A 13,644-nucleotide genomic window follows, 5' to 3' on the forward strand; every position below is an offset into this window, starting at 1 on the left:
GTAAAATACTACTAGTTTAAAAATAATCATTTCTAGAAAATCTAAAAACAATAAATACCATCAAAACTTTAATCCGAATTAAAAATGGGAACAATTCAAATCAAAGAGAAAATTCAGGAATTGGAAAATTGGCTGATTGAAAATCCAAATAGTCCTGAAAGAAGTTTAATCGAATCTGACATTAACAAATTAAAAAATCAATTAAAAGAAAATCATGAGTAACACACAAATTCAACAACGCATTGCACTACTTTATTTAGCCTTACAGTTTTGTTCTGAAAAAATTAAAACATTTACGGCTGGAGAAAGAATCTGCATTAACCAGGAACGTTTTCAGTGGATGCACATTTTAGAAAATGAAAACGCGACCCCAAGGCCTGTTTCATCAGTTATAGAAAACAAAATTATAGAAGTTTCGAAACTGGCTCTGAAATATAATTTTAAGCCCTATCATGAAGATCCGCTTAAAGAAGAGATTAATACCACTTTTTAAAAATCTAAAAACCAACAAACTATGAACACTTCAATTATCAACAACCAAACAATCGACTTGTCTCAATTTTCAGCAAAACAGCTAAAAGAAGCTTTAATTAGAGTCGAAAGCAAAAAAAATCAAGAAAGAGACACTTACAAAAAATTAGTAGCAGAAACGATTCCTAAAGCGCTTTTGAAATTAAAAAAAACCTCTGAAATGATTCAAAATGTAAAGACAGAAACATTCCAACTTTTTGAAACAATTTTAGATTTAAAAAACCAAGTTTATGGTTTTAAGGAAAAACAAATGTCGCATACCTTTTCTAATGAAAAAGAAGAAATCACAATTGGATATCGAATTAACGAAGGATGGGACGACACGGTAACTATCGGAATTGAAAAAGTGCAAAATTACATTGCATCACTTTCTACAAGTAAAGAAACAGCATCGTTGGTAAAAATTGTTTTCAATCTTCTAAAAAAAGATGCCAAAGGAAATCTAAAAGGTTCTAGAGTTCTTGAATTGCAAAAACTTACAAAAGAATTTAATGATGAAGAGTTTACAGATGGTGTCGAAATTATTGCTTCAGCATTTAAGCCAATTCGTTCAAGCTGGTTTATTGAAGCAAGCACAATTAACGAAAATGGAACAAGAACAAGTATTCCGCTTTCTATGTCTTCAGTTGATTTTCTTCACGGATATGTTTTTAACTTTTTTAACCAACAGAACGAACACATAAATGCAGCCTAATAACGACATCTACGCATCAGCACTTTTAGCGCTTTTATTAATTGCAACCAATCTGAAACCGATTCTAATCTTTCATGAATGGCTCAATTTTAAAATAAGCACGACGTACAAACAATATAGAAATGAACTTAAAAACAAAGTTAAAAATAGATCACAAAATTCTTTTTTAGGCAATTAATTTCAACCAAATACCACAAATTACTACACTTCATTATTTCATCACTTTAATCTTTTTTACCATGTCAATCTCAAGCCAAAGAAGCCTCGGAATTCAAAAAAACAAATTACTTAGATATAAACTTATCAAAGATTTGTATCAAAAACACAAAACAGAAGATATCCCAACTACAGTAGTTTGGCGTAAATATATCTATCCTGTTTATCCTATTTCAAGAACTACACTTTACGAAATTCTGTGTACTCCGATTACAATCGAATTGAAAAAAATCGAGGAAATGAGCCAGAAAATGGCTTCCTAATTACATCTAATAAATTCAGCTAAAATTGCTTTCTGTACAAATGTGTAAAAACTTCGAACATTGATGTTCAACCACCTTGCATACACTTTTTTTAAGCATATAAAGCTCTGATCTTTGCTCTCTCAAATAGATTCATTTATAAAAAACTGAATCAAAAAATCATCTAAATTGATTTAAAATCATAGTATTGAAAATACGTTCTTTTGACATTTTAATCAAAGAAAAAGCCTGTAACAATTTATTTTTACAGGCTTTTTCTTCTAATCAAAACTCGATTTTGATCTTAACCGTTTTTCTAAACGTATTGCTTCCTTTTAGCTTTTTTTTATAAAAAAGCTTCTAATTAACATCTTCTCAAGTGAATCAAAAAGTCTCATTTTGTCTGATTTCACTTTTTTTTTAAAATCTTCTCCATTTGTAAAAATTAAGACAATTCATTTACAAAAAACAACATTCGAATATCCTAAATCCATAAACTCATTTATGCAAAAAAGTCTTCCATTTTTAAATCCTAAATCAAAATGACTATTTCTCAAATCATCGAAAAAATACAGGAACTAGAATCTTGGCTGATTAAAAATCCTAACAGCGCCGAAAGAAGCCTAATTGAATACGATCTGAAAAAATTACGAACTATTTTACAACTTCGAAAACATGAATAAAACCCAAATTAAGGAACGTATTGCGGCACTTTATGTTGCGCTTCAGTTTTGCTCAGAGAAAATCAAAACTTTTACTGCAGGAGAACGAATCTGCATTAATCAAGAGCGTTTTCAATGGATGCACATTTTAGATAATCCAGAAGCTGAACCTCGTCCTATTTCACCAGATCTTGAAAAGAAAGTAGAAAACGTTACAAAGCTTGTAATGAAATTTGATTTTACGCCTTATTACGAAGATCCTTTTATGGATGAAGAGGAATTATAATCAAAGAAAAAGACCAATTAAAACTTTCCAAAAACAACCCAAAAACACTATAAATCGATGTTACCAGACCATGACATTTATGCTTCTCTACTTTTAGGGGCTCTTTTAATTGCAACGAATTTAAAACCGATATTGGATTTTCGTGAATGGATCAATTTCAAAATAAATTCAACTTTTAAGCCAAACAAAAATGAGCGTAAAAACAAGACCAATCTCAGATCATAAAAGCTGTAAGATTGTGAATCAAGCATCTTAAAATTTATCATCACTTCCTAAAAACATCAAACCTTATAGGTTTGATGTTACTCTTATTTCTCTAGAAAACCTGGCAGTTTTTTAAACTGTAGCAAATAAAAAAAGGCTCCTGTTTTCTTAACTTATTTTAAGAAAATCAGGAACCGAAAAGCGGGCGCTTTCTGCCCTAATCAAATAACTCAAAACCATTCTTTTTCCCAGGATGTTCCAAGTTTATAACTCAGGAACAAAATTGTCGTGCGGACTCTGCTGACTTAAATTATTTAAGTGCTTATGCCAGAATGACTTCAGGACGAAGTTCCAGACGATTTTCGGCATTAGGAGAGAGTCGCCATTGATATATAAGGATCAAATGGTTTTGGTTATCTGTAATGCATTTATGTATTTATTTAAGCCTTAAATGGCTGTATTTCTTCAATCTAAAAACAATTCTTTCAATCATTTTACTCTTTCATTATGGCAATATCTAATAATAGAAGTCTAGGCATTCAAAAAAATAAACTCTTACGCTATAAGCTTATCAAAGAATTGTATCAAAAACACAAAACGGAAGATATTCCTACTACTGTAGTTTGGCGTAAATATATTTATCCGGTCTACCCTATTTCTCGTACCACTTTGTATGAGATTCTTTGTACTCCGATAACTTCTGAACTCAAAAAAATAGAAGAACTGCTTTCGAATCAGACAAAGAATTTATAAAGCAGCAAAACCAAATTGGCTACTGTTATTTTATCTGAATCGCTCTGCAAAGATGCGGTGTTTTTCTCGGTAAAAATAGTTCCTGTTCGTTGACTGAACAACCTTGTAAAGCACCAGAATACAAGTGTTTAAACACCTTTCATTCGTTTTTTTTACTGCTTTTTTAGGACAATCTTTGTACCCACAAAAGGAAACAGCGACAGCAATTACTACAGAAAATTAAGGCCAGATTTCTTCCACAAAACAATACTTCAAGCTGTTTCTCAAAAACAAAATTTTAATCCTAACAAATATTTTTCAAAACATTAATGGAACAATTTCTATACCCCACTCTTACCGCATTTTTTGCCGCTTTTATTACTTGGTTTTTCTCGATGAGGAAATCATTAGCGGAAGACCGAGCTGCCGAACTTGACAATGCCGTGAGCGCAGTAAAATATTATCGTGACTTACTTGATGATCTTACCGCTCGATTGACCTCCGCAACCGAAACCATCAAAAAGATGGAAATACAACACAAAGAACTCATGCTCATAAACCAGCAATTGGTAGATGAGCTTCAAAAATTTAAACAACTAAACGGAAAGCAACAATGACATTAGCCGAAAAAACCTTAGAAACTGCGTTTGCGCAAGTTGGTGTTGAAGAAATGCCACGAAACAGCAACGCTGGTCCTGAAGTCGAAATTTATCTGAGAAGCGTCGGACTGCCAAAAGGATATCCTTGGTGCATGGCTTTTGTTTACTGGTGTACTCAAAAAGCCGCATTGCAACTGGGAGTCAAAAATCCTTTAAAGAAAACTGGCGGAGTATTAGACCAATACAATTCTAGCAAACCTCTAGTAAAAAAAGATCCTCAGCCTGGAGATGTTTTTATCATCGACTTTAAAAACGGGACAGGTCATGCCGGAATTGTAGACAAAGTCGCAGGAAGTCTTATCTACACCATTGAAGGAAATACAAACGACATGGGAGGACGAGAAGGCTATAAAGTAGCCAGAAGAAAAAGAGAAATTAAAAGTATTAAAGGCTTCTTGAGACTATAAAACACAATTAATAAACAAATTATAATTTATGATGAATAATTTAAAACGTCTTGTTTTTTTGTTTTTTTCAGTCTTAGTTCTGGTTTCGTGCAAAAGTCCGAAGCCAGTTCTAAGTGAAGAAAAAACCAAAACGATCACAATCAAAGAAACGGTGCATGATACTGTTTTTAAAATTCAGAAAGACAGCAGTTCTTTCAAAGCATTACTCGAATGCCAAAACGGAAAAGTAGTTGTTAAGAATGTTACTCAAGCCGAACCAGGGCGTACATTAAAAAACCCAAAGGTTCGTCTTGATAACAATAAACTTAACGTAGACTGCGAACTCAAAGAGCAGGAACTCTACGCCCGCTGGAAATCGCAACAGGTAAAAGAAACCGAAGTAAAAACCATCAACACCACAAAATTTGTCAATTATTTGACTTTCTGGCAAAAGGTGCAGATCTGGTTGGGAAGGATTTTTCTGTTGGTGTTGGTTTATTATGCTGTAAAACCAATTGCACGATTCTATAGATTATTCTAGGATCAAGTAAATAATTTAAAAAATAATTCATTCTAAAATTTCAATTGAATTTTAGATTTAAAAACTAAACGCATGTCGAAAATATATTTTTTTACAAAAGAAAGTTCAATAGAAACTGATCAATTAGCAGAATTAGCTTTTGGACAGCAGCCAGATGTAGGCAATGTTGAAAAATACAATTTGGATAATAATTTTTCTGTTTCTGAAGACGCTCCAGCTTATGCCATTACAAAATCGTTAGTATTGGCAATTCCAAGTAATACGAATTCTTCATTATTGAACATCGCATTGCTACCTATGAATACTTATGTGAGTGGCTTCCCTGTAAAAATGTTTATTTACAGAGGAATTAAAAAGTCCTCATTGGTTGATAATGTTGGAAATATCCTCGAATCAGATGGTTCATGGGCTTCTAGCAATATCCTTAAAGTCATAAAAGAGGTACAAGATAAACTGAATTCAAAAAATGGCACCAATTTAATTGCGAAATCAGATTGTTTAGGTTTAAACTTTTCAGAACTTCCTGACACTACTTTTATCGAAAAAATATTCTTCGATGACACGGATACTTTCCATCCTTTAATTGTTGAAGGAGGATGCCAAATCGGAAAATTTGCCGGTGGATCTACCCTTGCAGGAGTTGAAGTTATCCTTGATATGATTGGTTATGAGCCAACATTTAAATTGCTAAAAGCTCCAAACCATACTTTAGAAATCGATAAACTAGTTATTGACAGCAACGTAACTGAAGCTGATAAACTAAAACTAAAATTTAACAACAGATCCCAAAAAGAAGAAATCTTAAGTTATCTTGATATTACAGCCTTTTATGGTGCTGCAAAAAATCAAGGATTAAGAATTAAAGGAGCTGATAGTGGCAACAACTTCTTGCAAAAATTTCACAACAAAAATACTGTCTATATCGACATCAGAGACGACTGGGGCTTTTCATACAATCACTTCTTTAAATTTAAAGATGAGTTAAATGTTGGTTTTTATTCTGCAGATAACGCTATTAAAGATCCTGTCTATTCTGCCATGAATTATTATACTAGTTGGCCAATTCTTAAAATTACCGATCAAGTTTATAATAATAGTAAGAAGTGGTTTTATATAACGATTCCTGTAAATATTGGCAGCCCTGTAAATTCAAATTTCCTTTCTTCATATGTTGGCAAGATTTCAACTGAAAAAGACACTACGCAAAAGAAACACTTTATAATTGCCGATGATGACAGTACTAATTCTATAGAACTGGAGCAATCAGAAGCCATCAAATTAAAAAACTGGAAGTATGATGATAATAAATTAGGAGCGAATTATTACCTCCTAAAAAAATCAACAAAAGGGAATAAAATTGACAAAAAAAATATTTCATCAATATGGAATAATTTTTTCTCATTAAAAATGAATAATATTTTTGGGTTTGATGATTTAATTGATGGTGATTTTAGAGTTTATACTTACTCTTCTATTAATTCACCTGTAATTATTGATTCATCAAAAGGAGAAGCATATTTACCAACTTCTGGTATTGCAGTTGACAAAAATCACGTAACCTTCTTTTCTTTCAAAGATAATACTGTTCATAAAAACACTAAAAATAGACCAGATAGTCAAATTTCTTTAATAGGAAAAGGGAAATTTCACATAAGCTTTAAAACATCTGACTATGATTATGAAAATACTACAAATCCGCATATAGGTTTTTTAAATCAAATTGTGAAAACTTCAAAAGATTTAAACTTTGAATTACGCAAATTTTCAGTTCCTGATTCTCAAGATGAAAACAATATATTAAAATTTATTTCTTATTCAAGATCAGGAGATTTGAGCGACTATGATTCTATTTTTCAAACTTTTGAAGCTATTACTTTCACCCATAACGAATATAATGCTTTAAAAGCATATCAACAGGCACAAGGTGAATTTCTTGGTCATCCTCTATATATAAAATGCAAGGAACATTTTTACCAAAATTATGGAAAATTTACTTTGGAGAATTATGTTTTAACATTAGGAACACCTCTTCTGGTAGAAAATGAGGATGCGACGTTGTCTTTCTTAGATATTTCAAATTCTATAAATGACATCACATACAATAGCTTGCCTATTAGTTTAACTAGTGCAAATTAGGAACAAATTAAAAATAATAAAATTTAAACTATGCCTATATATATATCAAAAGATGCTATAAATAATATTCCATTAGCAGAACAAAACCTTGTCAATAGTAATAACGGAGGTACCCTTCAGAGTTTAATTTTTCGTAATAATCCTTTTTTAGTAAGGCTTGCAAAAAATGATACAATAAATAGTCCATTAAAAGTAGGGGCAGAAAATGAAGCTGTAAAATTAATTAAAGTTGCACTAAATTTTATCAACGAACGAAATGATATATATCCCGATTATGTTATTACTGAATTAAACACTAACACATTTAAATTTGATATAAATTTAAAAGACGCCATAGAAAAATTTCAATCTTGGGAAGGTATTCCAATAACAGGAACAGTAAATTCTGAAACATTACTTGCAATTGACAGAAAGTTTTTGGGTAATGAGTTCTTTGATGCAGAAAGAAAAAAATACATCGGAAGCTCCTCTAACAAACAATTAAATTTCAAGCAATCATTTAATAATAATAAATATGAATATTTTATTTCCATAACAGAAAATGGTGAAATGATAAAAGTTGAAACTGATTCTGTCATTACGGGATCAGTTATACATAAAGATCTTAGCAATAATAACAAGAATAAGAACACAATAGTAAATCCTTCTAATAAAAGTAAAAATGAACTTTTAAAGAATAAAAACGTTCAAAGATTTATCCAAGAAAAAAAAATTGATAGTTCTGAATTCATATTTGGTTTAAATACAATAAACACTCAACTTGAATTTAATAACACAGAAATCCCTCTCTTATATTTTCCTTTAGAACAAGAAAATACACCACCTTTACTATTTGATGATGATAATGCTAAATTACATAAAGTACAGAAAGGTGATACTCTTTCACAAATTGTAATAGACAATTACTATGGCGGTGATTCTAATGGGTTTCCTATAATAAATCCATATGATAATTCTGTTATTTTTACATTACCTAAAAGAGAATTATTTCCTAAAGACAAAAGAAGTGAAGATGCCCGTTATCAATTTTATCTTAATCTAATTTATTATTACAACATTGAAGAGGTTGGAGAAGAAGTAAAAGAATGGGGAGTAATTGGTGATAATGGTTATGAAAGATATAAGATTAACCATCTTGATGATGTAAATATTTTTAATGTTAAGCCAATTGATTCTGAATCAGCTCTTCCAAATTACAATCGCTTTTTAAAAAAAATGGAAGGTTTGAATCCAAAATCCAAAATTAATTTTGATGCTGAAGGGAATACTACTTCTTTTAAAATGATTGAAGGCAAAAATATTAGAATACCTTCAAGACAGTTTGCAGATTCAATGTTTTATTTTTTAAGTTTTAGGTACAATGATATGTTAGTTCCTGTTGTTTTGCCTCCTATATTTCCAGGAGCTCCTCAGACATCGGTAATGGATTATGTTGTTGATCATGGATTAGACATTCTTATTGACAGTCTTACATCAGTAATTAGCGAAGTAAAAAATGATGCCAAAAAACTATATGATGAAACTCTTGCCTTTTTTAAGTCTGCTTACGATTTTGCTATTTCTGTAGCTAGCAATTGGCCCAGAGGGCTCGGCGGTGTGCTCGATGCTAAAGCAAATGTTACTTGGGGACTTCCAATTAATACCAAAGGTGGAATTGAAAAAAGCCTTAAACGCGAGATAACTGATCGAGAGGAGCTTAAAATAGTTTATAAAGTAAAATCTACACTAGGCGTTTCTGTAGATGAATATCAAGGTTATACTGTAAAATTAGGTCAAAGATTTGGTCATGGAAGATCTAGGAGAAAATTTGAAATCGGGACAGGCGTTAGTGCTAGTGTTGGTGTAGATTTCAGTATATCAACAGAGTATACTTTTCCAGTAAGAAAAGACGAGACAGCATTATTAACAATGATTATGAGTGTTTTTGCAGGATCAATCATAAACTCTTTGGCAAAAATTTTAAATCATTTCGAAATACTTAATCTTGATCCAAATCAATATTTAACAAATATGGAGATTGGGGTGGATCCTAGTATTAGTGCTGGTCTTCTTGCAAAAGTAGGTCCAGATAATGAGAATGCCCTCCGAATGCCTACCGAAAATTCAGAAAGTCCTGAGGTCCAAAATACAAATAGAAGTTTTGGGCAGGCTGGGAATCTTTTAAATAAGTTACCAAGTTTAAGTGTCGATGCTAATTTTAATGCAGGCGTTTCCTTAAGTTTTAAAGCAGATTATGGAACAATGCCCTACGAGGGTGAAGAGAAGCATAGAGTTTTCGAAAATATTGAAATAGATTGTAAAAACTATGTTAAGGCAGTTCTAGATACAAAACTTAAAATGGGACTTCTTTATAAACTTTTTGCTGGAATTACCCCAATTGGAAATATAACTACTTTGCTAACTAGTCTTTTATCCTTTGACGTACAATTAATGTATGGAATAAACTGGAAGCTTAATAGGAAATCAAGTCCTAACTTAATAAATGCATTAGATTTTGCTTTTAACCATATAGACCTTGATGCCATTAATTCAACAAACAATAATAGAACACTCAAATATAAACGAGGTGATAATCTAGACAATAATGTTGATACAGAGGTATCCATATATTTTGCGACTAATACAGGCGATGTAGGCAGCATTTGTCAGCCAGGTACGGAAGTAAAATATAATATTGATATGGGAGTGCTATTCGATATGTTAAAAATTGAAAATGATCATGATCATGACTACTATGATTTTGAAAGCATTTTTAAATTGATTAAAAGCATTGAATATCGAAAAAAAATTGGGTACCTACACGATAATAGAGGCAAAAAAATGTTAATTAAAAAAGTTGTCAATGACGATGGTGTTACAAACAGAACTGTTGATGCATATAATTCCGGCGATCAAGGGAATACAGAAATACAATTAACAACAAAAATATTAAATGCAACTCTGGAGAACATCGGTCCAGACAATTTTTTCATTATAGCTGGTTTGGGACTTGACATGAAAATGGAAATTAATCCAAGCTTAATTCGTCAAGTTATTGAATTTACTTTAAAGAAATTATACTTAAAATACATTGTAAACTCGGAAGAACCTGATCAAAAGAAAGTTGATACAGATATTTTAAAATATAGAACTCTAATTGAAAATGCTATCAAGGAGTATAATAAAAATGAGAATCACAAAAAAAAGATAGAAGGTGAATTATACTACACTTCCCTTTATGGTAAAGATCGAATTCCTGGAAGCTCGGTCAGAGGACTTTTATGGAAAATAGATAAAATGATAGACGATGAAGATGATAGCAAAAAGCCGACAATTAATACATATTTGAATGTTTTTAAAGAATATATCAAAGGTATTATAGTTGCCAATTTATATATGGACGGAGAACAACCAAAAGATCTAGATTACAATACTTCTGATATTATAGACTTTTTTAGTTTTATTACTGATTTAGGGAAACTTGATATAACACTGGAAGGTACACTAGGTGGTGCATTTGGCGGAACTCTAAAAGGAGGTGGAGCACTATTGACTGCTGGCGTTGGACTAGATTTGGCTGCGACATTAACATATGAGGCAAAACTTTATGAAAAAGGTGCAATATCATATTTCAAAGAGGATGATCCTTTACGTTTTATTTATCAAAACATTCGGAACATATTTGTTCCTTCGAGCGCTAATGGTCGTATTGAAGGGAAAAAAGTTTTTAAATTATTAGAAGATTAATCTCAAAAAACTTATTGAAAAAAAAATGAGAATAAACTAATTTAATATCCTTATTTTTAATAATTATTTTATTAGAAAAACAAAACGATATTTATGAAATTTTTACTTTCAATTTTGTTACTCAATTCATTACTATTCTCAATTAATGTTAAAGCACAATCTAAACAAAAATATAGCGGTTTACTATCTGAAAAAAGAAATGATTATACGGGTCAAAATTTAAGAGATTCTGTAAAAGTTGTTTATTCTAAAATGGATGTTGCCAAACAAAACTTAACAGAGGCTGAGAAAAGTGATTTTTTGCGTAATAATGATATCCATGGTTATAAGTATTTACACTTTGACAGACTTGGCCGAATCAAAGAAAGGCTCGGATCTTCTTTAAGTAAAAACTATGTAATGAATGTCGATAAAAAGAAAACAAAGTCTTATGAGTATGATGAGAATGATTGGATAGAAAAAAACAAACATAAAATATCATTAAAGCAATATATTCCAGTACACAATCATAATTTGCTTCAAAAGTTAAACAAAATCAATGTGTCTAAAGATACAGTAATTATTGGAGATAAAATATGGCAAGAATACGACGTAGATGTCTATAATTACATCTATGATAAACAAGGACGAATTCAAGAAGAACAATCTTTTTGTGTTTACCGAGCGGCTCCAACAATAGATGACAAAAAACCAAATGATGGCGATTTAAGTACTCGGAAATTGTTTATTTATGATAAAGACGGCCTTGTTGCAAACCAAAAAATAATTAAAGGTGCTTTTAGTAAAAACATACCTTATACAGATATGGGTACAGAAAGTCCTTTTTGTGATGATTTGCAATTACAGTATAAATACGATAAGCAAGGTAGAATAACACAAACAACCATGTATGGCTGTGAAAAAATAGTAGCTAAAGAAGAATATATTTACCATCCAACCAAAGATTACGTAGAAAAGGTTAAATGCATCGTTACTGGTCCTGGAGAAATTTCAAATCCAACCAAAAATTTCATAAAGATTTATAATGAGCAAGGAGATCTTATACAAAAAGAATTTATTCCTGATAATTCCGAACAAAATCTCAAAGTAAAAGTTCGCTACTACACCTACGAATACGACAACCATAACAACTGGATAAAATGCAACATGTTTCTTGAAGGAACACCAGATGGAGAACCAACTTTGGTTGCCGAAAGAAAAATCGAATACTACAATTAGTTTTTTACAAAACACTATCTCAATACTGCGCTTAAGTTTTAGGCGCAGTAAAAGGTAGTTTTATGCTGCTTTTAAAGCAGACATTTTTTCTACATACTTCATTTCATAGAAGTAATACATTAAAATTCTCTTTGCTTTTAAAAGCAAACATTCATTTCATCTTTCCTCCAAAAAAACATAATTGTTCACCTTCTGAACAACTGTGTTAAGTCTTAAAATACAATTGTTCAGTGACCTTGCATCCGTTTTTTTAAGCCTGTTTTTTTTCAAATATTTGCAATGTGAAAAAGAAACAACTATCAAAATTAAAAGCAAAATTCACATATAAACACAATTTTCTGATTTAGACAAAAAGACTTAACAACAATGTTTTTTAACTAACTATTGAAACAATTAAAAATTCATGGTCATTATGCCATTAAAAAACACAACTACCTAAGGAACAGGTAAAACACAACACAAAAACACATTTCAAAATTATTTTGTCCTCTCTTGCTCGAAAGGAATGCACTCTACCTATGCCTTGTTCTAACAGAAACATTTGGAGAGAATTACAGCAAGATCCTAAAAAAATTGAATGAGTTTGTGTAAACCACTAACAACAGAAAATAAATTTTAGAATATGTCAAATCAAATAATGCACCCCTCGTTAAGCCAATTATTACCATTAGACAAAATCCCTAATGAATTAGAGGCAATCAGAGATGCCCTCGCAAGTCTTTTTGATTCTGTTTTTGTCAAAGATTTAATTGCCAGCCAAAGTTATGACAACTCTTCTGGTTTTTACAGCATGACATTAACCACGTACAATTCACTTGGACTTGATATTCCGCTTGCGCAAGATTTAAAGCTGGTTTTGAATCCAACTGTCGATGGTAACACTGAAATTCCAATCAGTTTTGATTACTCTTGGATTATTCTAAAGTACATCAATGATTTCAACTTTGAATCATTCGACAATACTATTGAATCCGTGTTACGTATTCTTTTTGAATTAGCAGAAATCAACGAAAAAACATTTTTAAATGAACTTATTAATACTTTTTATCCTGGTGCTAATGCATTAGTAGATTTTGTTAATCAGTTTAATAGCGTACACACAGACGCTTTAGCAACTTTAAACGACACAAATGCCTCTTTTGATAATCAAGTAGAGCATTTATCACAACAAATAGGAAGTTTAGACATCGATTTGCTAAAGTTTGCTTACGATACTCTTCTAAACGTAGGAAATGAAGGATTAGATCGTTTGAAGAAATTGTTTGCTCGCTATTTCGATAATATCGAAAAAAACATCAAAGAGGCTTTAACACTTCAGTTTAGAATGGCTATTAATGAAATTAGCGTAGGGCTTCAATTTCCTCATAAATGGCTACAACCAGTTTATACTGGTAATGAAAATGTTACCGGA

Annotated in this window: 13 protein-coding genes; all 13 read left to right on the forward strand. The window is 31.2% G+C overall.

What is annotated here, in order from left to right:
- Positions 1-84: 84 nt before the first annotated feature.
- The gene (locus ACE01P_RS20635; protein WP_290973438.1) at positions 85-222 is read left to right on the forward strand and encodes a hypothetical protein; all 138 of its coding nucleotides are present in this window, start codon (positions 85-87) and stop codon (positions 220-222) included.
- The gene (locus tag ACE01P_RS20640) at positions 215-493 is read left to right on the forward strand and encodes a hypothetical protein (RefSeq protein ID WP_379700929.1); all 279 of its coding nucleotides are present in this window, start codon (positions 215-217) and stop codon (positions 491-493) included. Before ACE01P_RS20635 ends, ACE01P_RS20640 begins: the two co-directional genes overlap by 8 nt.
- 21 nt (positions 494-514) lie before the next feature.
- Positions 515-1,225, forward strand: a complete 711-nt coding sequence (locus tag ACE01P_RS20645) for a DUF3164 family protein (protein ID WP_379700930.1) — start codon at positions 515-517, stop codon at positions 1,223-1,225.
- 239 nt (positions 1,226-1,464) lie between these two features.
- Entirely contained in the window at positions 1,465-1,704 is a 240-nt protein-coding gene (locus ACE01P_RS20650; RefSeq protein ID WP_379700931.1) for a hypothetical protein, read from the forward strand.
- A gap of 521 nt (positions 1,705-2,225) precedes the next feature.
- Positions 2,226-2,366, forward strand: a complete 141-nt coding sequence (locus tag ACE01P_RS20655) for a hypothetical protein (RefSeq protein WP_264551920.1) — start codon at positions 2,226-2,228, stop codon at positions 2,364-2,366.
- Positions 2,359-2,631: a hypothetical protein gene (locus ACE01P_RS20660; RefSeq protein ID WP_379700932.1), complete on the forward strand. Its 273-nt coding sequence runs from the start codon at positions 2,359-2,361 to the stop codon at positions 2,629-2,631. The genes ACE01P_RS20655 and ACE01P_RS20660 overlap by 8 nt, the downstream gene beginning before the upstream one ends.
- A 1,265-nt stretch (positions 2,632-3,896) precedes the next feature.
- Entirely contained in the window at positions 3,897-4,184 is a 288-nt protein-coding gene (locus tag ACE01P_RS20665) for a methyl-accepting chemotaxis protein (protein ID WP_083219804.1), read from the forward strand.
- Positions 4,181-4,633 carry a CHAP domain-containing protein gene (locus ACE01P_RS20670; protein ID WP_379700934.1) on the forward strand — a complete coding sequence of 151 codons (453 nt, stop codon included), beginning with the start codon at positions 4,181-4,183 and terminating at the stop codon, positions 4,631-4,633. Before ACE01P_RS20665 ends, ACE01P_RS20670 begins: the two co-directional genes overlap by 4 nt.
- 28 nt (positions 4,634-4,661) lie before the next feature.
- The gene (locus ACE01P_RS20675) at positions 4,662-5,153 is read left to right on the forward strand and encodes a hypothetical protein (RefSeq protein ID WP_379700935.1); all 492 of its coding nucleotides are present in this window, start codon (positions 4,662-4,664) and stop codon (positions 5,151-5,153) included.
- Positions 5,154-5,225: 72 nt separating this feature from the next.
- Positions 5,226-7,289 carry a hypothetical protein gene (locus ACE01P_RS20680; protein WP_379700936.1) on the forward strand — a complete coding sequence of 688 codons (2,064 nt, stop codon included), beginning with the start codon at positions 5,226-5,228 and terminating at the stop codon, positions 7,287-7,289.
- Positions 7,290-7,319: 30 nt separating this feature from the next.
- Positions 7,320-11,015: a peptidoglycan-binding domain-containing protein gene (locus tag ACE01P_RS20685; protein WP_379700937.1), complete on the forward strand. Its 3,696-nt coding sequence runs from the start codon at positions 7,320-7,322 to the stop codon at positions 11,013-11,015.
- 93 nt (positions 11,016-11,108) lie between these two features.
- A complete protein-coding gene (locus tag ACE01P_RS20690; RefSeq protein ID WP_379700938.1) occupies positions 11,109-12,233 on the forward strand; it encodes a hypothetical protein in 1,125 nt (374 codons plus the stop codon).
- A gap of 622 nt (positions 12,234-12,855) precedes the next feature.
- A partial coding sequence (locus ACE01P_RS20695; RefSeq protein WP_379700940.1) for a hypothetical protein occupies positions 12,856-13,644 on the forward strand: 789 nt, incomplete at its 3' end.

The organism is Flavobacterium sp. HJSW_4 (genome assembly GCF_042436695.1).
Lineage (GTDB): Bacteria > Bacteroidota > Bacteroidia > Flavobacteriales > Flavobacteriaceae > Flavobacterium.